This window comes from Citrobacter sp. NCU1, assembly GCF_010231475.1.
Lineage (GTDB): Bacteria > Pseudomonadota > Gammaproteobacteria > Enterobacterales > Enterobacteriaceae > Citrobacter_D.
Genome location: NZ_NRDO01000081.1, coordinates 1 through 21,182 on the forward strand (window position 1 = coordinate 1; position 21,182 = coordinate 21,182).

General features: G+C 50.5%; 21 protein-coding genes, 2 tRNA genes and 2 pseudogenes. 8 read left to right on the forward strand and 17 right to left on the reverse strand.

The window, feature by feature from the left end:
- Window positions 1-61: 61 nt before the first annotated feature.
- The 7 genes and pseudogenes from CJP72_RS21360 to proB form a co-directional block, all read right to left on the reverse strand.
- Window positions 62-214: pseudogene (locus tag CJP72_RS21360) on the reverse strand (transcriptional regulator); the annotation flags it as partial.
- Between the two features lie 92 nt (window positions 215-306).
- Window positions 307-1,317 carry a hypothetical protein gene (locus tag CJP72_RS21365; protein WP_162383315.1) on the reverse strand — a complete coding sequence of 337 codons (1,011 nt, stop codon included), beginning with the start codon at window positions 1,315-1,317 and terminating at the stop codon, window positions 307-309.
- A 110-nt stretch (window positions 1,318-1,427) separates the two neighbouring features.
- A pseudogene (locus tag CJP72_RS21370) lies at window positions 1,428-1,634 on the reverse strand (tyrosine-type recombinase/integrase); the annotation flags it as partial.
- An 85-nt stretch (window positions 1,635-1,719) separates the two neighbouring features.
- Window positions 1,720-1,860, reverse strand: coding sequence for a hypothetical protein (locus CJP72_RS21375; protein ID WP_162383316.1), 141 nt, complete (start codon window positions 1,858-1,860; stop codon window positions 1,720-1,722).
- A gap of 145 nt (window positions 1,861-2,005) precedes the next feature.
- Window positions 2,006-2,081 (reverse strand) — tRNA-Thr (locus CJP72_RS21380).
- A 114-nt stretch (window positions 2,082-2,195) separates the two neighbouring features.
- Complete coding sequence (gene proA / locus CJP72_RS21385; protein WP_162383317.1) at window positions 2,196-3,449, reverse strand: glutamate-5-semialdehyde dehydrogenase; 1,254 nt, start codon at window positions 3,447-3,449, stop codon at window positions 2,196-2,198.
- A gap of 11 nt (window positions 3,450-3,460) precedes the next feature.
- Window positions 3,461-4,564, reverse strand: coding sequence for a glutamate 5-kinase (gene proB / locus CJP72_RS21390; RefSeq protein WP_162383318.1), 1,104 nt, complete (start codon window positions 4,562-4,564; stop codon window positions 3,461-3,463).
- 289 nt (window positions 4,565-4,853) lie between these two features.
- Between proB and phoE the strand changes: the two genes are divergently transcribed.
- Entirely contained in the window at window positions 4,854-5,909 is a 1,056-nt protein-coding gene (gene phoE, locus CJP72_RS21395) for a phosphoporin PhoE (protein ID WP_162383319.1), read from the forward strand.
- A 45-nt stretch (window positions 5,910-5,954) separates the two neighbouring features.
- Here phoE and crl read toward each other — a convergent pair whose 3' ends face one another.
- The 3 genes from crl to gpt all read right to left on the reverse strand — a co-directional run bounded on the left by crl (window position 5,955) and on the right by gpt (window position 8,213).
- A complete protein-coding gene (gene crl, locus CJP72_RS21400) occupies window positions 5,955-6,353 on the reverse strand; it encodes a sigma factor-binding protein Crl (RefSeq protein WP_162383320.1) in 399 nt (132 codons plus the stop codon).
- A gap of 57 nt (window positions 6,354-6,410) precedes the next feature.
- Window positions 6,411-7,655 carry an esterase FrsA gene (gene frsA, locus CJP72_RS21405; RefSeq protein WP_162383321.1) on the reverse strand — a complete coding sequence of 415 codons (1,245 nt, stop codon included), beginning with the start codon at window positions 7,653-7,655 and terminating at the stop codon, window positions 6,411-6,413.
- Window positions 7,656-7,754: 99 nt separating this feature from the next.
- Window positions 7,755-8,213 carry a xanthine phosphoribosyltransferase gene (gene gpt, locus CJP72_RS21410; protein WP_162383322.1) on the reverse strand — a complete coding sequence of 153 codons (459 nt, stop codon included), beginning with the start codon at window positions 8,211-8,213 and terminating at the stop codon, window positions 7,755-7,757.
- Between the two features lie 260 nt (window positions 8,214-8,473).
- On the opposite strand from gpt, the gene pepD reads away from it, so the two are divergent.
- Window positions 8,474-9,931, forward strand: coding sequence for a cytosol nonspecific dipeptidase (pepD, locus tag CJP72_RS21415; RefSeq protein ID WP_162383323.1), 1,458 nt, complete (start codon window positions 8,474-8,476; stop codon window positions 9,929-9,931).
- Between the two features lie 40 nt (window positions 9,932-9,971).
- On the opposite strand, the gene CJP72_RS21420 is transcribed toward pepD, so the two are convergent.
- Window positions 9,972-10,430 (reverse strand): GNAT family N-acetyltransferase, encoded by a 459-nt coding sequence (locus CJP72_RS21420; RefSeq protein ID WP_162383324.1) that lies wholly within the window; start codon window positions 10,428-10,430, stop codon window positions 9,972-9,974.
- Window positions 10,431-10,432: 2 nt separating this feature from the next.
- The gene (gene dinB, locus CJP72_RS21425) at window positions 10,433-11,488 is read right to left on the reverse strand and encodes a DNA polymerase IV (protein ID WP_162383325.1); all 1,056 of its coding nucleotides are present in this window, start codon (window positions 11,486-11,488) and stop codon (window positions 10,433-10,435) included.
- Window positions 11,489-11,743: 255 nt separating this feature from the next.
- On the opposite strand from dinB, the gene dpaA reads away from it, so the two are divergent.
- A complete protein-coding gene (gene dpaA, locus CJP72_RS21430; protein ID WP_162383326.1) occupies window positions 11,744-12,484 on the forward strand; it encodes a peptidoglycan meso-diaminopimelic acid protein amidase in 741 nt (246 codons plus the stop codon).
- On the opposite strand, the gene CJP72_RS21435 is transcribed toward dpaA, so the two are convergent.
- A complete protein-coding gene (locus tag CJP72_RS21435; RefSeq protein WP_162383327.1) occupies window positions 12,455-13,222 on the reverse strand; it encodes a class II glutamine amidotransferase in 768 nt (255 codons plus the stop codon). The genes dpaA and CJP72_RS21435 overlap by 30 nt on opposite strands.
- Before the next feature lie 117 nt (window positions 13,223-13,339).
- Window positions 13,340-13,918, reverse strand: a complete 579-nt coding sequence (gene lpcA / locus CJP72_RS21440) for a D-sedoheptulose 7-phosphate isomerase (protein WP_103776897.1) — start codon at window positions 13,916-13,918, stop codon at window positions 13,340-13,342.
- A 240-nt stretch (window positions 13,919-14,158) separates the two neighbouring features.
- Between lpcA and fadE the strand changes: the two genes are divergently transcribed.
- The 3 genes from fadE to CJP72_RS21455 all read left to right on the forward strand — a co-directional run bounded on the left by fadE (window position 14,159) and on the right by CJP72_RS21455 (window position 18,077).
- Entirely contained in the window at window positions 14,159-16,603 is a 2,445-nt protein-coding gene (gene fadE / locus CJP72_RS21445) for an acyl-CoA dehydrogenase FadE (protein WP_162383328.1), read from the forward strand.
- Window positions 16,604-16,713: 110 nt separating this feature from the next.
- Window positions 16,714-17,484 (forward strand): amidohydrolase, encoded by a 771-nt coding sequence (locus CJP72_RS21450; protein ID WP_162383329.1) that lies wholly within the window; start codon window positions 16,714-16,716, stop codon window positions 17,482-17,484.
- A 182-nt stretch (window positions 17,485-17,666) separates the two neighbouring features.
- Window positions 17,667-18,077 carry a Spy/CpxP family protein refolding chaperone gene (locus tag CJP72_RS21455; protein ID WP_162383330.1) on the forward strand — a complete coding sequence of 137 codons (411 nt, stop codon included), beginning with the start codon at window positions 17,667-17,669 and terminating at the stop codon, window positions 18,075-18,077.
- Between the two features lie 100 nt (window positions 18,078-18,177).
- Here CJP72_RS21455 and CJP72_RS21460 read toward each other — a convergent pair.
- Together CJP72_RS21460 and dnaQ are read right to left on the reverse strand one after the other, a co-directional pair.
- Window positions 18,178-18,254 (reverse strand) — tRNA-Asp (locus tag CJP72_RS21460).
- Window positions 18,255-18,386: 132 nt separating this feature from the next.
- The gene (gene dnaQ / locus CJP72_RS21465; protein WP_162383331.1) at window positions 18,387-19,118 is read right to left on the reverse strand and encodes a DNA polymerase III subunit epsilon; all 732 of its coding nucleotides are present in this window, start codon (window positions 19,116-19,118) and stop codon (window positions 18,387-18,389) included.
- A 66-nt stretch (window positions 19,119-19,184) separates the two neighbouring features.
- Here dnaQ and rnhA point away from each other — a divergent pair, with 66 nt between their 5' ends.
- Window positions 19,185-19,652: a ribonuclease HI gene (rnhA, locus tag CJP72_RS21470; protein WP_162383332.1), complete on the forward strand. Its 468-nt coding sequence runs from the start codon at window positions 19,185-19,187 to the stop codon at window positions 19,650-19,652.
- Here rnhA and CJP72_RS21475 read toward each other — a convergent pair.
- A complete protein-coding gene (locus CJP72_RS21475) occupies window positions 19,649-20,371 on the reverse strand; it encodes a class I SAM-dependent methyltransferase (protein WP_162383333.1) in 723 nt (240 codons plus the stop codon). The genes rnhA and CJP72_RS21475 overlap by 4 nt on opposite strands.
- A 32-nt stretch (window positions 20,372-20,403) precedes the next feature.
- On the opposite strand from CJP72_RS21475, the gene gloB reads away from it, so the two are divergent.
- Window positions 20,404-21,159, forward strand: a complete 756-nt coding sequence (gloB, locus tag CJP72_RS21480; RefSeq protein ID WP_162383334.1) for a hydroxyacylglutathione hydrolase — start codon at window positions 20,404-20,406, stop codon at window positions 21,157-21,159.
- Window positions 21,160-21,182 lie beyond the last annotated feature (23 nt).

Here is a 21,182-nt window from a genome sequence, read left to right on the forward strand (position 1 = left end):
GTCACCTCTGGTTGAGAGTTTACTCACTTAATCGCGTGTCCACTATTCGCGGGTAGGATCAGCCTGCTCGTTCAAGTTTCCATGCTGTAGAACGTGATACTGATGTGATACGCTGGCGCTCACGTTCACGAACCAGGCGATCTGACGTCTCGCCATAGTTCTGTAAAGCCTGTAAACGCTGCTCGGGTGTAGGTTGAGTAAAAGAATTGTGCATGATTGCCTCCTGTGGTTTCGATGAAGGCAATGATGGTTCAGGATGAGAGATTTGGAAAGTGATGCACTTTTGGAGATGCGCTTAGTAAGCGCTTAATTTTTGGGTTTCTTAAGCCACTTTCTGAAATCACTTGTAGTGAATGCGACCGGGAACTGAAAATCGTCCGAAGCAGCCAATTTGTTGAGTTTGTCTGTAATGACAGGGGCTTTAGTACGGGAGCTACTTACGTATTTTTGACTGAAAAGTTCTATAAACAAATATAACCCTTTTCTTTTTTCGTTGGTAATTCTTTGCCTTTTATCTGTGAATGCACCTGGCTTTTCAAACCATTCTAGAAGTGTACTTTCTGATATGTTCGCATCCCACATTTTATCATAATCAATCTTAAACTTACTGACGACAGGAACACCATTGTTCCTCACGACGGTTTCATGCATAAGTAAACAAAGTGCAAAATTCTCTTTTTTAGTTTCAAACATATCACCATACGCTTTTTTCTCAACAGTTACGTCATTAACTTCATCATCCGGATTGAAAGAAGGAAAGACGGAGTTTAATACATTAATATCAATATAGAGATCATTGTTATTGATGGCGTTATCACCGTCAAAAATCAAATAGTCTTCGTCGTAAACACTATAGACATATACTGCACCGGATGAATCAGACTTAAGACTAAATGAGTCTTTATCAGTGAGAATATAATTTCCATTATTAAAGACTGATATTTTAGTCGGGACAACAACCCAATACCCCAATGCAGTCCCGGAGTATTCATAGTTGAAATATTCCCCACGAATTGATCTTGATATTTTAAAGCATTTAGTTATCTTCAAATGCGATTTGAGCGGCAGGTCAGGAATGAATTTTAAAATTGAATGTGCATCACTGTCTTCTGACAAATAAAATTCATCCCCATTACTAATAACCTGCTCTCCGCCTATATGCAGCGAAGGAGAAATACATCGCGACAATCTACATTTTTTTCCATTCCCGCCGAAATACAAAAAAAGTTGTATACGTTTAGAAAACCACGCATCCAGTATTTGCTGAACGATATGCTGATCAGCTATTTTTGACAACAAAAAAAAATTAGAATTCATCCCTCTCTCCCATCAGGCAGACACTTATCATTTGCCGATAATAACAAATTAAGTGTCGCCTGACACAGCAATCCCCCCAAAAAGTAATCCATCTTCTGGAGCATAACTCACTATGTTCTTTTGAAGAGACTTACCACGTTGTTTTCTTGCTGCCGCTGATAGTTGTTAACCCGGTCCTCCCAGATCTCAAGCGCCCTGCGCTTTTCAGCCAGGTAATAATAGCGATCATAGTGTTTCGAGCTGACGTCATTCAAAGCGTGATTCTGGATCCGGTTACGGATCTCTTTGCTAATCCCCGCTTCCCCCATCAGTGTTTTATCCGACTAACCCGTTTAACAGCCTCCCAGCCCCGAAGGGAGGAGAAGCTATCCCGTTCAGCGTCCTGATTTCACTACTGTGCTGTTAAAAACTGTACTTCACGCCCACCATCGCCGAGGTGTCGTTGTAGCCCCTGTCACCCGTCACCGGTCGTGGCAGAACGCACCCCTGCTGAACTGTCTCCCTGCAGCGAACCGATGCTGCTGCCTGCAGGGTCAACGACAAGTACCCCTCCGGTGTCCAGAAGCATTCTTGACGACAACGTGTTTTGATGAGCTCATAGTTTCGTCATTTGTGTACCCGAGAGTGTACCCTAGAGCAAAAAAAGGAGGTGTAGGAAGATGTGGAAACTGTAAATTATTGATTTAACTGGTGCCGATAATAGGAGTCGAACCTACGACCTTCGCATTACGAATGCGCTGCTCTACCAACTGAGCTATATCGGCCCTGATGAGGACATGTCCACAAGTGCGAACACGGGGTAGAAGGTTAAAACTAACCGGGCGATGCGTCAATGGCCTTGCGAATCAAACGCCTATTTTTGCATCACCCAGTATCATTTATACACGAATGGTGTCGTCACCAATGCCAATCCACTTGTACGTGGTCAGTGCTTCCAGTCCCATCGGACCGCGTGCGTGTAATTTTTGCGTGCTCACGGCCACTTCCGCGCCAAGTCCAAACTGGCCGCCATCGGTAAAGCGTGTCGAGGCGTTAACGTACACAGCGGATGAATCCACCTCGTTGATGAAACGATCGGCGTTGCGCAGCGTACGCGTCAAAATGGCGTCGGAGTGTTGCGTGCCATGTTCACGAATATGGGCAATGGCATCATCAAGATCAGTAACGACTTTGACATTTAGATCCAGCGACAAAAACTCGTCGTCGTACTCTTGCGCTTTCACCGCCACCACGTTTGCCGGCCCCGCGTTCAGCAGTGCCAGCGCCGCAGCATCAGCGTGTAGCGTAACACCGCTCTCCGCCATCTGTTGGCTCAGCGCAGGCAGAAAACGCTCCGCAATAGCCTGATTCACCAGCAGCGTTTCTACCGTGTTACAGGTGCTCGGGCGCTGAGTCTTGGCGTTGACGATGATCTTCAGCGCTGGAGCAATTTCTGCGCTGTCATCTACATAGATATGGCATACGCCAATCCCGCCAGTGATCACCGGGATCGTCGCCTGTTCACGACACAGTTTGTGCAGCCCAGCACCGCCACGCGGGATCAGCATGTCGATATATTTGTCCATGCGCAGCATTTCGTTCACCAGCGCACGATCCGGGCTTTCGATCGCCTGTACGGCAGCTTCTGGCAGACCGCAGGCTTTTAATGCCTGCTGAATCACCTTTACCGTTGCCGCGTTAGTGCGATATGTCTCTTTCCCGCCGCGCAGAATCGCGGCGTTGCCTGTTTTCAGACACAGAGACGCCACATCAACGGTGACGTTAGGACGCGCTTCGTAAATAACCCCAATGACGCCCAGCGGTACGCGACGACGCTCCAGACGCAGGCCGCTGTCCAGCAAACCACCGTCGATCACCTGTCCGACCGGATCGGCCAGATGACAAACCTGACGAACATCATCAGCGATAGATTTCAGACGTGCAGGCGTTAACGCCAGACGATCCAGCATGGCTTCACTGAGGCCATTTTCGCGCGCCTGAGCAACGTCCAGCGCATTCGCGCTCAGAATGCTTTCAGTTTGCGCTTCCAGTTCATCGGCTATTTTTTCCAGCACACGGTTTTTTTCACGGCTGGAAAGCAGCGCCAGCTTATACGACGCTGCTTTGGCAGCAATACCCATTTGTTCCAGCATACGTCGACTCCTTAACGGGTGATCATGTCATCACGATGGACGGCAACCGGGCCATATTCATAGCCAAGAATAGCGTCAATCTGTTGAGAGTGGTGACCCGCAATACGGCGCAGCGCATCGCTGTTATAGCGGCTTACACCGTGGGCGATATCACGTCCTTCCAGATTGCGGATACGGATCACTTCACCACGCGAGAAGTTACCGGTCACGCTTTTAATACCTTTTGGTAATAGCGAGCTACCGCGTTCCAGAATCGCTGAGGAGGCACCTTCATCAACAGTAATTTCACCGGCGGGCGGCGCACCGAAGATCCAGCGTTTACGGTTCTCCAGTGGAGAGGCCTGTGCGTGGAAGCGTGTACCAACGGAAACGCCTTCCATCACATCGCCAATCACACCCGGTTTGCTGCCTGCGGCAATGATCGTGTCAATGCCCGCGCGGCAGGCCACATCCGCCGCCTGTAGCTTCGTTCCCATACCACCCGTCCCAAGGCCAGAAACGCTGTCTCCGGCAATAGAACGCAGAGCGTCATCAATACCATAGACGTCTTTAATTAACTCGGCTTGCGGGTTGGTACGCGGATCGGCGGTAAACAGCCCCTGCTGATCGGTCAGCAGCAGCAGTTTGTCGGCACCGGCCAAAATCGCCGCCAGCGCCGAAAGATTGTCATTGTCGCCGACTTTAATTTCAGCGGTGGCAACCGCATCGTTTTCATTAATAACAGGGACAATGTTGTTGTCCAGCAACGCACGCAGCGTGTCGCGGGCGTTGAGAAAACGCTCACGATCTTCCATATCTGCACGCGTCAGCAGCATCTGACCGACATGAATGCCGTAAATAGAAAATAGCTGTTCCCAAAGCTGGATCAGTCGACTCTGCCCTACCGCTGCCAGCAGCTGTTTAGACGCAATGGTCGCCGGGAGTTCTGGATAACCAAGATGCTCACGCCCGGCGGCAATCGCCCCCGAGGTAACGATAACAATACGATGCCCTGCGGCATGTAGCTGCGCACACTGGCGAACAAGTTCAACGATATGGGCACGGTTCAGGCGGCGCGATCCGCCCGTTAGCACACTGGTTCCAAGTTTTACCACCAGCGTCTGACTGTCACTCATGATTCTCTGCCGTTCAAAGTGGGAAAAATGATATCAAACGAACGTTTTAGCAGGACTGGCAGCGGTTGCCAACAACCAGAGTACAAAGCATGAGACTTTGTTGAGCAGGATCAGCAAGCGTAACGGCAATTTTTGACGTTTTTATTACTGCAATAATAAATCACGCTTTTTTAAAAATAGTCTTAGTTTGTCATAAAACCTTCACTGCTAAACGTTAAAAATCCTCCTGCTTTTTTAACGGAGATCGCATTCAGCGAATTTTGGCGCGTTATTTAAATCAGGAAAAAAAATGAAAAAGAGTTCTCTGGCATTAATGGTGATGAGTATTGTTGCATCAGCATCCGTACACGCAGCAGAAGTCTTTAACAAAGACGGAAATAAGCTGGATGTCTATGGCAAAGTGAAAGCGATGCACTATATGAGCGACAATGACAGTAAAGACGGCGACCAAAGCTATGTGCGTTTTGGGTTTAAAGGCGAAACGCAAATTAATGACCAACTGACCGGTTATGGTCGCTGGGAAGCTGAATTTGCCGCCAACAAAGCCGAAAGCGATTCATCACAACAAAAAACGCGTCTGGCCTTCGCGGGTGTGAAATTAAATAAGATGGGTTCCTTTGATTACGGTCGTAATCTGGGCGCGCTGTATGATGTCGAAGCGTGGACAGATATGTTCCCGGAATTTGGCGGTGACTCTTCCGCGCAGACCGATAACTTTATGACCAAGCGCGCCAGCGGTCTGGCGACGTACCGAAATACCGACTTCTTTGGCGTTGTCGATGGACTCGATATCACTCTGCAGTATCAGGGGAAAAACGAAGACCGTGATGTGAAAAAACAGAATGGCGACGGTTTTGGCACCTCTCTGACCTATGATTTCGGCGGCAGTGATTTCGCGATCAGCGGCGCGTATACCAACTCTGACCGTACTAATGAGCAAAATCTGCAAAGCCGGGGTACAGGTGATAAAGCAGAAGCCTGGGCAACCGGCGTAAAATATGATGCTAACGATATTTATCTGGCGACCTTCTATTCCGAAACCCGTAATATGACCCCTATCTCGGGTGGTTTTGCGAATAAAACGCAGAACTTTGAAGCGGTAGCCCAATATCAATTTGACTTTGGTCTGCGTCCGTCTCTGGGTTATGTTCTGTCAAAGGGTAAAGATATTGAGGGTGTGGGTGACGAAGATCTGGTGAATTATATCGATGTCGGCGCCACATATTACTTCAATAAAAATATGTCTGCATTTGTTGATTATAAAATCAACCAACTGGACAGCGACAATAAGCTCGCGATCAACAACGATGATATCGTTGCCGTGGGGATGACCTACCAATTCTGATGAGTTGGCCGGATGGCGGTGGTAAGCCATCCGGCACAATATCTATTACGCTGATAATTTAACCGGCTCTTTAAAGTTCTCAGCGGGTTCCAGCGCCAGATTTAAAGACTTCAGCAACTCTCGCAATTTTTCATGAAACTCGCGTAAGGTGTATTCCAGTCGGTCTACCACCTCAGCCTCTTTGATGGATACGCTGGTCCAGTTACCGTCTTTGTCAAACAGACCAAACTGGTAGCTGTAGGTGAAGCGCTTCTCTTGCGCTTCCAGTTCCATCCACCATCCCCAAAACTCACGCTTTTCAGGCGCGGGTTTCACGTTGACGCAAACTGCCAGGCAATCGAAAAAAAATCGATTATCTTCGCACTGCCCTTCACGGATGTAAGGGCCGAGCGCGGTGAATTTCTTGATCAACCTACTTTTCGGGTGTCCACTCGGTAACGTCATTGCGATCTCCTTAGGTGAAGCAACTGTTTTACCAAATCGATAAAATTTAGCAATCTCTTAACACAATCTCTGATGGATCCACCCGGCAATTTCTTTCAGGGCTTTGTCAAAATTGCGATACACCGGATTAAATGGGATCTCCATCAACTTACCGTCCGAAGATGAAGATGTGATTAAGCGCGACTCCTCTTCCGGGCTAAATGGATCGTTTTTCCAGAAGCCCGATAACATCGGAGTAGAACAACGTCTGCCCAGCAATCCCTGAACCTTCAGGGAGTAGCGATTCAGTTCGACCCGCAGTGCCTCATCAGACGCATCATGCATCCCCAGGCGGCTGGCCAGCACGTCAAGATACATTTCGGGTACTGCCCCCTGGCGTTGCGGATCGCTTAACAACGCATGTACCACTGGCCCCAGACACGCCACCGCTTTCAGGCGAGGCGCTTCGAGATAGGCCAGGCGTACCGCGACGTTAGCGCCAAAGCGAAAACCAAATGCCGCCACACGGGTGTGATCTACCCAGGCAACGTCAGGCAACGCTTTCAGGACATGCTGATGCAATTGGCTGGAATCCTGCGTCAATTTCCATTTTGAGGAGAAGCCAACCGAGGGCATATCCAGCGTCAACATGGCGATGCCGCGCGGCGCAAAATAGCGCTCATACAACGTGTAATAGTCGGTTTGCATGGCATCAAGGCCCCCACACATCAGCACCGTAGGGAACGGACCTTCGCCTTTTGGCATATGCAAAAAGCCCGTCACCGGCGCGCCGCCGGGCACGGCAAATTCCATTTCACGTAATCTACCGGGTAATCTTTGCGCAGCTTCTTCATAGGCCCGATTCGCCAGTGCCTGAGCCTGCTCCGCCAGATCGTCGCCTTTCAAATGCGGATAGGCGGCAATGTTGTATAAGGTGGCCGCATGCAACCAGTGGCGGCCGCTGAGCTGCGCGTCTTGCTCCTGACTGGCTTTCTGCTGCCACTCCATGGCCTGTTTTGCCCATTCGTAGATCCAGTTGCCGCCACGATAGCCGATGACCGTGTCGTACAATTCTTTGTCCGTTCGTTCGGCCTCGCTCATGACAATGCGGGCCTGCACTTCCAGGATTTCACGCGGATCAACACCGCGCCAGATCCACATCAGACGGTTGATCATGCGATACCAGTGTGGAATGGTTTTACCATCCAGCGTGGACTGCACAGGCGACGACGTTCCGTTGTTAAATCGACGGACAAGCGTTGACGTTTCAGGGTGTTTGAAGCGGGGTTTAAACAGGGTTTCGCTGAGGTTAGCCTGTGACATTCGTGCAGCCTCCATAGGTACTTACTGAGGCCTATTGTAACGCGTGTGTGAGTAAAAAGAACAACGCCCGGCATAACCGGGCGTTGAAAAAGTCAGGGATTAGCGGCCGGAAATTGGCGGAATGAACACGACGCCCATATCCCACGGTTGCTCAATCCAGGTATCCTGAGGAATATCAACTACATAATCGTTAACCAGCGGACGACCTGCCGGTTTCGCGAAGATGGTGACAAAATGTGCCTTTGGATACATTTCACGAACCGCCACGGCAGTGCCACCGGTATCGACCAGGTCATCGATCACGATGAAACCTTCGCCGTCACCTTCCGCACGTTTCAGCACTTTCAGCTCGCGCTGGTTGTCGTGGTCATAGCTGGAAATACAAACGGTATCGACATGGCGAATACCCAACTCACGCGCCAGCAGTGCGCCAGGCACCAGACCACCACGGCTAACGGCAATAATGCCTTTCCATTGTTCAGAAGGCATCAGGCGGCTTGCCAGTTTGCGTGCATGAATCTGCAACATGTCCCAGGTGACGACGTATTTTTCGCTCATGTGAAGTGTCCCAGCCTGTTTATATACGGCTTAAAAAGTGTTCGAGGGGGAAATAGGTTGCGCGAGATTATAGAGATCTGACGCGCTAAAAACCAGTGTTTAGCGGAATCCATCCCTCTTTTACGTGCTTTGTACTACCCGCCGCTGGATAAAGTGGTATTCTCAATTGCATCTCGCAAGCCTGTCTTGTGGTGTTTTTTATTCTGCTAACCCTGTGGCCTGCAAGAAAGTTTTGTAGGACATCGCCAAGGAGACTCAACGTGTCTGAACTGTCTCAATTATCTCCACAACCGTTGTGGGATATTTTTGCAAAAATTTGTTCTATTCCTCATCCTTCTTACCATGAAGAACAACTCGCTGAGCACATTGTCGGCTGGGCAAACGAGAAAGGTTTCCACGTAGAGCGCGACCAGGTCGGGAATATCCTGATTCGTAAACCTGCTACCGCAGGGATGGAAAACCGCAAACCGGTCGTCCTGCAGGCGCACCTCGATATGGTGCCGCAGAAAAACAACGATACCGTACACGACTTCGCCAAAGATCCTATCCAGCCGTATATTGACGGTGAATGGGTGAAAGCGCGCGGCACTACGCTTGGGGCCGATAACGGCATTGGTATGGCCTCCGCTCTGGCGGTGCTCGCCGATGATTCCGTGGTGCACGGCCCGCTGGAAGTGCTGCTGACCATGACCGAAGAAGCGGGTATGGATGGCGCATTTGGCCTTCAGGCTAACTGGCTACAGGCAGACATTCTGATCAACACCGACTCCGAAGAAGAAGGTGAGATCTACATGGGATGCGCCGGTGGTATCGACTTCACCTCTAACCTGCCGCTGACCCGTGAAGCGGTGCCCGCAGGTTTCCAGAGCTTCAAACTGACCCTGAAAGGGCTGAAAGGCGGTCACTCTGGCGGCGAAATTCACGTCGGTCTGGGTAACGCGAATAAACTGCTGGTTCGCTTCCTGGCGGGTCATGCTGAAGAGTTAGATCTGCGTCTGGTCGATTTCAACGGCGGTACTCTGCGTAACGCGATCCCGCGTGAAGCCTTTGCTACCGTTGCCGTTGCCGCTGATAAAGTCGATGCCCTGAAAGCTCTGGCCAACACTTATCAGGAAATCCTGAAAAATGAACTGGCGGCAAAAGAGAAAAATCTGGTTGTTCTGCTGGATGCCGTTACCAACGAGAAAGCGGCGCTGACCACTTCCTCTCGCGATGGCTTCATCCGCCTGTTGAACGCCACGCCAAACGGCGTGATCCGCAATTCCGACGTGGCGAAAGGCGTCGTCGAAACCTCCCTGAACGTGGGTGTGGTCACCATGACCGACGACAACGTGGAAATCCACTGTCTGATCCGTTCGCTGATCGACAGCGGCAAGGACTACGTGGTGAGCATGCTGGATTCTTTGGGCAAACTGGCTGGCGCGAAAACGCAGGCGAAAGGCGGCTACCCAGGCTGGCAGCCGGATGCAAACTCCCCGGTGATGCACCTCGTGCGTGAAACCTATCAGCGTCTGTTTAACAAGACGCCGAACATCCAGATCATTCACGCCGGTCTGGAATGCGGTCTGTTTAAGAAACCGTACCCGGATATGGACATGGTTTCTATCGGGCCAACCATCACTGGTCCACACTCTCCGGATGAACAGGTCCATATCGAAAGCGTGGGTCACTACTGGACCCTGCTGACCGAATTGCTGAAAGCGATTCCGACGAAATAAGTTGCACCATGCCCGGTAGGTTCAGCTTACCGGGCAATATTCACATCACCGCTTTACGCATGACAAAATTAGTAAACATCATGCCTCTCGCCTCTACCTGCTGTTCTTTTACACTCTGATAACCTTGCTCAAGAAATAACGGTTTCGCGGTAATGCTGGCCTCAACCCAGAAAGCCGTGTCAGGATGCCGTCGTTCCAGGTTTTGCAGCAAGCGGGTGGCGATGCCCATCCTCTGTACGCCAGGCGAAACAAAGAGCAGATCAATGTAATCGTGCCGGACGGTGATGAATCCCGCCACTTTCTGCTGGCAAACGGCCACCAGCGTCTCCGATTGCAGCAGTTTCTGACGCCAGGCAATCTCATCAATTTGCGCCCACGCGGCTATCTGTTCTGGCGAGTAATCCCGACTGGCGGTCTCTGTGATAGCGCGGAGGAAAATCTCGCACAACGCATCGAAGTCGTCAGGGTGGTATTCCCGAATATGTACGTCAGTTGTCATGGTTAAAGCCCCAGCAGCAGTTGTCTTTCCAGTTGCGGATCCAGTAGCGTCACGTGTAATCCGACCAGGCGAACGCCGCGCCCGCCCCGGCGTTCGTGCCAGGTTTTTTTGGCCGTAGCGATCAAATCGTCTTTATTTAACTGCGGCCAGACATGCTCCTGCGTCGTCAGTTGAAAATCATTAAATTTTAATTTGATGCCCTGGCGAGCGATGAGCATATCCGGTTTTACCTTTGCCAGACGTCGTTCAAGTTCAGGATACAGCCGTTCTATGATCGCCTCGCACTCAGCCCATTCATGAATGTCTTCCGCCAGCGTGCGTTCAACACCAACCGATTTACGCAATCGTTCATTGTTCACATCCCGCTCATCAATCCCCTGACTGCGCTCCCACAGCACCCGGCCAAACTTGCCAAAGCGTTTGAGTAACATCGCCAGATCGTAGCGCTGAACATCCTCACAGGTGCGCAACCCCATTGACTCCAGTTTGGCGGCAGACACCTTCCCCACTCCCGGAATTTTCGCCAACGGCAACGTTTTGATAAACGCAGGGACATCCGCAGGGGCAATGACATATTGCCCATTCGGTTTATTGAGATCGGAGGCGATTTTTGCCAGAAACTTCACCGGCGCCACACCCGCAGAGGCCGTTAATTGCAGTTCGTTAAAAATAGTCTGACGGATCTCCTGGGCAATCAACGTGGCGGAACCCTGGCAGTGGGTGCTGTCGGTAACATCCAGATAGGCTTCATCCAGCGAAAGCGGTTCGATCAACGAGGTATAACGCGAGAAGATGGCCTGAATTTGGCGAGAGGCCTCTTTATAAGCCTCATAGCGCCCCGGTAATAACGTGAGATGAGGGCACAGTTTAAGCGCCATTCCGGTGGGCATGGCGCTACGCACACCAAATTGACGCGCCGGATAGTTCGCTGTACTGATCACCCCCCTGCGTTCGCGACTGCCGCCGATAGCAATCGGAATATCGCGCAGCGCAGGGTTGTCGCGCATTTCAACCGCAGCAAAAAAACAGTCCATATCGACATGTATGATCTTGCGCATCTCCCCCTCCCCCACAAATCACTGTTTAAGTATACAGTATAAATATGCGATGCAAAGAGAGTAAATTCGTCAGTTTCCGACTGAACTTTCCTTTATTGCCTTATATAAAGGGATCTGAAATTGTAAACGCTACACGAGAGACTTGCGAAAAACTTCAGTGGTGCTAATGTGAGCGCTCCAAATCCAGATTAGTCCGATTTGGGGACTCTTTTGCCGTTCTGGCATGTGTAACCGTTTTATCAAGGAAAAAGCAGTATGCGTAAAATCGCATTATTTATTGCGATGCTTTTGATTCCGTGCGTCTCATTCGCCGGTTTGCTGAGCAGCAGCAGCCCGACCATGCCAGTCAGCAAAGAGTATAAGCAACAGTTGATGGGGTCGCCGGTCTATATTCAGATCTTCAAAGAAGAGCGCACCCTTGATCTCTACGTCAAGATGGGCGAGCAATATCAATTGCTCGACAGCTACAAAATTTGTAACTATTCAGGTGGATTAGGCCCAAAACAACGCCAGGGCGACTTCAAAAGTCCTGAAGGCTTCTATAGCGTCCAGCGCAACCAGCTCAAACCGGACAGCCGCTTCTACAAAGCTATCAATATCGGTTTCCCTAATGCTTATGACCGCGCTCACGGTTATGAAGGGAAATATCTGATGATTCACGGTGCCTGCGTTTCCGTCGGCTGTTATGCCATGACCGATAGCGGTATCGATGAGATTTTCCAGTTTGTTACCGGCGCGCTGGTCTTCGGCCAGTCCAGCGTTCAGGTCAGCATTTACCCGTTCCGCATGACCGATGCAAATATGGAGCGCCATAAATTCTCTTATTACAAAGATTTTTGGGCGCAGTTAAAACCGGGATATGACTACTTTGAACAGACCCGTAAACCACCGACCATTTCGGTTGTCGGCGGTCGTTACGTGGTCAGCAAGCCGTTGAGCCACGAAGTGGTCCAGCCGCAACTGGCATCAAACTACGTGCTCCCCGAGACAAAATAATCGCCATTCGCCTGGCATGATCTTTTGCCAGGCTTCATTCCCTGTCAGCGGTTGGGTGGCAATCACAGTAACCACATCATTCGGTGTGGTTTCCGCACTAAAGTCGATCTCGACGTCCTGATCCAACAATGTCGCTACGCCGAATGGCGCGCGACGCGTGATCCAGTATAAATTCGTTGAACAGAACGCCATCACATAGCGCCCGTCAGACAGCAGCATGTTAAAGACGCCCTTCTCGCGTAATTCCCCTGCCAGCGTGGCAATATATTTAAAGACTGATGTCATATTGCCCGGCGTGCGCGGGTAGCGGGCGGTCAGTTTGTGTAACAACCAGCAAAAGGCCTTTTCGCTGTCAGTTTCGCCAATAGGGCGGAAGTTGCCAGTCTCAAGGGATTTATACCCGGTGAGTTGCCCATTGTGGGCATAACTCCAGTTTCGTCCCCATAACTCACGCGTAAAGGGATGGGTATTTTCCAGCGCCACTTCCCCACGATTCGCCTGGCGAATATGCGCAATCACGGAACACGATTTAATGGGGTAGTCTTGCACCAGCTTAGCAATGGGGGAATTAAAGCTGGGTTGCGGATCTTTGAAGGTGCGACAGCCTTTACCCTCATAGAAGGTAATTCCCCAGCCGTCTTTATGCGGCCCGGTTCCTCCACCGCGCTGAACCAGCCCAGTGAAACTAAAACAGATATCGGTTGGCACATTGGCGCTCATCCCGAGCAGTTCGCACATACTTCACATACCTTAAAACTGTGAACCGCCTGATGGCGCTGCGCTTATCAGGCCTACGTGGAGCTCATGTAGGCCGGATAAGACGTCTTCACGTCGCCATCCGGCAAAAGCATGCGCTTATTTAACCATCTCTTTTTCGATTAACTGAATCAGGATATGGATAACTTTGATATGGATTTCCTGGATACGATCAGCATAGCCAAAATGCGGTACGCGAATTTCGATATCCGCACTGCCCGCCATTTTTCCGCCGTCTTTGCCGGTCAGGGTGATGACTTTCATTCCCTTTTCACGCGCCGCAGCAATCGCCTTGATCACGTTACCTGAATTTCCGGAGGTGGAGATCCCCAGCAGAACGTCACCTTCGCGCCCGACGGCTTCAACATAGCGAGAGAAAACATAGTCGTAACCAAAATCGTTACTGACGCAGGAGATATGGCTGACGTCTGAAATAGCAATGGCCGGATAACCCGGACGGTTTTCACGATAACGACCGGTCAACTCTTCAGCAAAATGCATGGCATCGCAATGGGAGCCGCCGTTACCACAGGAAAGTACCTTGCCGCCCGCTTTAAAACTGTCTGCCAGCAGGACCGCCGCGCGCTGAATGGCGTGAATATTGGCATCATCTTTTAAAAAATTAGCCAGCGTTTCCGCCGCTTCGTTCAGTTCGTTACGAATAAGATCCTGGTACATGAGGATATCCTTCAGCATGAATGTAAATGACAGGATGCAGTGTACCGGATACCACAGAAAGCGAGAAGTACAAGCCACAGGAAGCCCCCCTGCCTTTTGATTTTTTGTGCCAGAGAAAACGGCAACAATGTGAGCTTTGTTGTAATTATTTTGTAAACACATTGCTAAAAGAAATAACATCCACTACAACCATATCATCACAAGTGGTCAGACCTCCTACAAGAAAGGGAGCTTTTCGTTATGATGATTTTGAGTATTCTCGCAACAGTTGTTCTGCTCGGTGTACTGTTCTATCACCGCGTAAGCTTATTTCTCAGCAGTCTTATCCTGCTCGCCTGGACAGCCGCGCTTGGTGTCGCTGGCCTGTGGTCGGTCTGGCTACTGGTTCCTCTGGCCATTATCCTCGTACCGTTTAATTTTACGCCGATGCGTAAATCGATGATTTCAGCCCCGGTGTTTCGCGGTTTTCGTAAAGTCATGCCGCCGATGTCGCGCACCGAAAAAGAAGCTATCGACGCGGGCACGACCTGGTGGGAAGGCGATTTATTCCAGGGTAAACCCGACTGGAAGAAACTGCACAACTATCCACAGCCTCATTTAACGGCGGAAGAGCAGGCGTTCATTGATGGCCCGGTGGAAGAAGCCTGTCGCATGGCGAACGATTTCCAGATAACCCATGAACTGGCCGATCTTCCGCCGGAGCTGTGGGCTTATCTGAAAGAACATCGCTTCTTCGCGATGATCATCAAGAAAGAGTACGGTGGGCTTGAGTTCTCCGCTTATGCGCAATCTCGCGTACTGCAAAAACTCTCTGGTGTCTCCGGGATCCTGTCGATCACCGTGGGCGTCCCTAACTCGTTAGGCCCAGGTGAACTGCTGCAACACTACGGTACCGAAGAACAGAAAAATCATTACCTGCCGCGTCTGGCGCGGGGCCAGGAGATCCCTTGCTTTGCGTTGACCAGTCCGGAAGCCGGTTCTGATGCCGGCGCGATTCCAGACACCGGTGTGGTCTGTATGGGTGAATGGCAGGGTCAGCAAGTGCTGGGTATGCGCCTGACTTGGAACAAACGTTATATTACGCTGGCACCTATCGCCACCGTGCTGGGACTGGCGTTTAAACTCACAGACCCGGAAAAACTGCTCGGCGGTGAAGTCGATCTGGGTATCACCTGTGCGCTGATCCCAACCACCACCCCAGGCGTTGAAATCGGTCGTCGCCACTTCCCGTTAAACGTTCCGTTCCAGAATGGCCCGACGCGCGGAAAAGACATCTTCGTCCCAATCGATTACATCATCGGTGGACCGAAAATGGCCGGTCAAGGCTGGCGTATGCTGGTCGAGTGTCTGTCGGTTGGCCGTGGCATTACCCTGCCGTCTAACTCAACCGGGGGGGTGAAATCAGTGGCACTGGCCACCGGTGCCTACGCGCATATTCGCCGTCAGTTCAAAATTTCTATCGGTAAAATGGAAGGGATTGAAGAACCGTTGGCGCGTATTGCGGGCAATGCCTACGTGATGGACGCGGCGGCGTCATTGGTGACATACGGTATTATGCTGGGCGAAAAACCCGCGGTGCTCTCTGCCATTGTGAAGTACCACTGTACCCACCGTGGGCAGCAATCGATTGTCGATGCTATGGACATCACTGGCGGTAAAGGCATCATGCTGGGCGAAAGTAACTTCCTGGCACGTGCTTATCAGGGCGCCCCTATCGCCATTACCGTTGAAGGCGCGAACATTCTGACCCGCAGCATGATGATCTTCGGACAAGGCGCCATTCGCTGCCATCCTTACGTCCTCGAAGAGATGACCGCCGCGCAGAAAAATGATGTCGACGCCTTTGATAAATTGTTGTTTAAACACATTGGTCATGTCGGCAGCAATAAAGTGCGCAGCTTTTGGCTGGGCTTGACGCGCGGGCTGACCAGCCACACGCCGACAGGGGATGCCACGAAGCGTTACTATCAGCATCTGAACCGCCTGAGCGCCAACCTGGCTCTGCTTTCCGATGTCTCAATGGCAGTATTGGGCGGAAGTCTGAAACGTCGTGAGCGAATCTCTGCACGTCTGGGCGACATTTTAAGCCAGCTGTATCTCGCCTCTGCCGTACTGAAACGTTATGACGATGAAGGGCGTCACGAAGCCGACCTGCCGCTGGTTCACTGGGGTGTCCAGGATGCTTTGTACCAGGCTGAACAGGCGATGGACGATCTTCTGCAAAACTTCCCGAATCGTTTGGTGGCAGGTTTACTGAACGTGGTGATCTTCCCGACCGGTCGCCACTACCATGCGCCTTCTGACAAACTGGATCATAAAGTCGCGAAGATCCTGCAGACACCAAGCGCAACCCGCACCCGCATTGGTCGTGGTCAGTATCTGACGCCAAGTGAGCACAACCCAGTCGGCTTACTCGAACAAGCTCTGCTGGACGTAATGGCCGCAGACCCTATCCACCAGCGTATCTGCAAAGAGTTGGGTAAAAACCTGTCATTTACCCGTCTCGATGAGCTGGCGCATAACGCACTGGCGAAAGGGTTGATTGACAAAGATGAAGCGGCGATTCTGGTCAAAGCCGAAGCAAGTCGTCTGCGCAGCATTAACGTTGATGATTTTGAACCCGAGGAGCTGGCGACAAAGCCGGTAAAGTTGCCGGAGAAAGTGCGTAAAGTCGAAGCCGCATAAACGTCCGCTAACCGTTCCAGCCCCGCTTTACGCGGGGCTTTTTTATTGCCACATATCCGCCGTGGCGCATGCTACAGTGTAAAAATGCTGCTTAACGAGGAACGACGATCGTGCCCGGTTTAAAAATCACGCTTTTGCAACACCCTTTGGTCTGGCTTGATGGTCCAGCCAATTTGCGCCACTTTGACAGACAACTGGAAACCATCACCGGACGTGACATCATCGTATTACCCGAGATGTTTACCACCGGTTTTGCCATGGATGCAGCAACCCGCTCACTCTCTCAGGAAGTCGTCATTGAGTGGATGCGCGCCAAAGCTGAGCAGACCAACGCACTGATGGCTGGCAGCGCGGCGCTACAGTCAGAACGCGGGCCGGTCAACCGATTTTTACTCGTTGAGCCGCAAGGCACCGTTCACCATTACGATAAACATCACCTGTTTCGAATGGCGGATGAACATCACCATTATGAATCGGGTACTGAGCGCGTAATCGTGAACTGGCGTGGTTGGCGTATCCTGCCGCTGGTCTGTTACGACTTGCGTTTTCCGGTGTGGTCCCGTAATCTCAACGATTATGATCTGGCGCTGTTTGTGGCGAACTGGCCTGCTCCGCGTTCATTACACTGGCAGGCGCTGCTGACCGCGCGGGCCATTGAAAATCAGGCATATGTTGCAGGCTGTAACCGGGTCGGTACTGACGGCAACGGTCACCATTATCGCGGAGACAGCCGGGTGATTAGCCCGCAGGGTGAGATTATCGCCACCGCCGAACCCCATCACGCGACACGCATTGATGCAGAGTTATCGCTCAGTACGCTGCGAGAATACCGGGAGAAATTCCCGGCGTGGCAGGACGCAGATCCGTTCACGCTGCAATAAATCCGTTTACCACTTCCGCTATGGCTAAGCGTTTTCCATAGCGGGGATTGTTTCACTCAGTAACCTCCCGTAAAACAAATTCGCGTGGTGCCCTCTGCCTTTCAACGTATCCTGAGTGAGATATTCACTCGTCATTTGCGAGTGGTAAGCGCTGTTCATAATTTCTTTTTCAGGATGACATAATGAAGAATTTCGTACGTATGACCTTAGTCGCTGCAACGCTGGCCGGTGCCTCTTTTAGTACATTTGCATCGAATGTGTCTGATACTCCAATCCCTTCTCAGGATCCGGTGGTGCAACAACTTAAACTGACTGACGCTCAGGTTGAGCAGATTAAAAAGTTGCACAGCGAACTGGAAGCAAACGTGAGCAAGATTTCCATGAAGGACATTAAAGACGGCGAACTGATCAATGTCATTCGTTCCGGGAAATGGGATGAGTCCGCAGTAAAACAACAGTTGACGGCGATCGGCAGTGTTGAACAGCAGTCCCGCTACTACCGCGTGAAATATTACTTTGAGCTGAACAAAGTCTTAACCCCGGAACAGCGTAAACTGGTACAAAATGAAATTGCCCAGACGCTGAGCGAATAATGCCGATAGCCCGTTGCATCAGGTAGCGGGCTTTTAAGCATTTATAGAAGATGAAAACGACGAAGGCCTGAATCATTTCTGATTCAGGCCTTCTGAATAGTGGCGGAATGGACGGGACTCGAACCCGCGACCCCCTGCGTGACAGGCAGGTATTCTAACCAACTGAACTACCACTCCGCGTTTGTTCCGCTTGGGAACGAATCGAATATTACGGATTGCTCCGCATCTCGTCAACGCTTTTTCTCACGTTTTGAATCGTTTGCTGTAAAAATCGCCCAAACGGTTATTTTTACCGCGTAAAAAGGTAAACTAGGCCCGCCAGAGACAACTTCCGCCCTTCTTCTGCACAAGGTCAAGACGCGACTCATGTGCCGCCAGCTCTTCATCAGTCGCTAAAACAACACGTAACCTACCCGCCTGGCGAACTATGCGCTGGATCCCTGCCTCACCCTGCTTCTGCAGGCTTTCCCCTTCCATCGTAAAAGCCATCGTCGTCTGACCGCCCGTCATCATCAGATAAACGTCGGCCAGAATCTGGGCATCGAGTAATGCGCCGTGCAGGGTTCGTTTGCTGTTGTCTATTTCATAGCGTGAGCACAACGCATCAAGGCTGTTACGCTTGCCAGGAAACATCTTCCTCGCCAGCGCCAGGCTATCGGTCACTTTACAGAAGGTATTCGTTTTCGGGATATCACGATTGAGTTTACTGAACTCATAATCCATAAAGCCGATATCAAACGACGCGTTATGAATAACCAGCTCAGCGCCCCGGATGTAGTCGAGAAATTCATCGGCTACTTCGGCAAACGTCGGTTTATCGAGCAAAAATTCATCTGCAATACCGTGCACCCCAAACGCTTCCGGGTCCACCAGCCGATCGGGTTTAAGATAGACGTGGAAGTTATTCCCCGTCAGACGACGATTGACGACCTCGACAGCACCAATTTCAATAATCTTGTGCCCTTCGTAATGCGCGCCGATCTGGTTCATACCGGTGGTTTCGGTATCCAGGACGATCTGTCGTGTAATTGCAGTGCTCATAGCGGTCATTTATGTCAGACTTGTCGTTTTACAGTTCGATTTCAAATTACAGGAAGTCTACCAGAGATGCTTAAACAGGTAGAAATTTTCACCGATGGTTCTTGTCTCGGCAATCCAGGGCCTGGCGGTTATGGCGCTATTTTACGCTATCGCGGCCGCGAAAAAACCTTTAACGAAGGGTATACCCTCACAACGAATAATCGCATGGAGCTGATGGCGGCCATTGTCGCGCTGGAAGCGTTGAAAGAACACTGCGAAGTGGTACTGAGTACCGACAGCCAGTACGTTCGCCAGGGGATTACCCAGTGGATCCACAACTGGAAAAAACGTGGCTGGAAAACCGCAGATAAAAAACCGGTGAAGAACGTTGATCTCTGGAAGCGTCTCGACGCGGCGTTAGGCCAGCATCAAATTCAATGGCAATGGGTCAAAGGCCATGCTGGTCATCCAGAAAACGAACGCTGCGATGAACTTGCGCGTGCTGCCGCCATGAATCCCACTCAGGTAGATATCGGATATCAGCCGGAAGCTTAAGCGTCGGGCTTACGGTAATGGCGGGTTGCGCCGACGGCTTGTCGAATCCGCGCGGTGTTTTTATTTTGTTTCATTGGGTTAAGCGTGAGCGGAATGGTTCGCTTGCGCGCAACAATGAGCTGCAGACAACCTAATGCCGGAACATGCGCACTCAACAGTTTCCCACCTTGCTTTGCCCAGGGCAAAACGTGAAAGCGGCTATAGTGCAACACTTCAAAATTCAGCAAGGATAACCAGTCGAACTGACGCATAAGCGTAAACATTCGGCTGTTATAGGGACTCGTTTTACGTAATACCGGCACTAACTTGCGTAATCCCATCAGGCTCACGGGATTGAATCCGCTTAAGACAAGCCAGCCATCATCAATTAACACGCGATCGGCTTCATGAAGTAAACGATGCGGATCGGCGCACCAGGGCAACGTATGCGCCAACAAACACACATCAACAGATTTGTCAGCAAAGGGAAGATGCAATGGGTCAGCCTGAACCTGTACCGGCGAACCCTGTGCGGAAACATTTACCTGGTGGGAGACAGCGCACGCTTCCGAGTTGATTTCTGCGCTTAAATTGCCAACCTTAAGCAGGTGAAAACCATACATTTTAGCGAACCACGGGTTAAGTTGTTGTTCCAGCGCCTCACGATAGTACTCACCCCAGGGCAAATCGCCCCAGCATTCAGGTGCTATAGCAGTTTGAGGGATCCTTGCCGGTTTCATCACGACCTTCCGCTACGTTTGAGAGGTAATCTATGAATCTTAACAGTATTCCCGCGTTTCAGGACAATTACATCTGGGTTCTTAATAATCATGAAGGACGTTGCCTGATTGTCGATCCTGGTGACGCAAAACCCGTGTTAGACGCTATTGCAGAGCATCAATGGCAGCCGGAAGCGATTTTACTCACTCATCATCATCAGGATCACGTTGGCGGCGTGAAAGAACTTCGTGAGTATTTTCCTAAAATTGTGGTTTACGGACCGGCAGAGACACAAGATAAGGGAACGACTCAGGTAGTCAAAGATGGCGATTCTGTCTTCATTTTAGGGCATGAATTTAGTGTATTTGCTACACCGGGTCACACTTTAGGACATATCTGTTACTTTAGCCATCCTTATCTTTTTTGCGGAGACACTCTGTTTTCAGGAGGATGCGGGCGTTTATTTGAGGGAACAGCATCTCAGATGTATCAATCACTTAAAAAGATCAGCGAACTTCCTGACGATACTCTGGTATGTAGCGCACATGAATATACTTTATCGAATATAAAGTTTGCATTAAGCATTCTACCGCACGATACGTTCATAAATGAATATTTCCGTAAAGTTAATGAGTTACGCGCAAAAAACCAAATAACACTCCCCGTAACTCTGCAAAATGAGCGGCGAAACAATATTTTTTTAAGAACGGAAGATATTGATTTAATTAAAGAAATAAATAAAGAAACAATATTGCAACACCCTGAAGACCGTTTTGCCTGGTTAAGGGCAAAGAAAGACAGATTCTGACAATTCCTACTTGTCATTAGCAA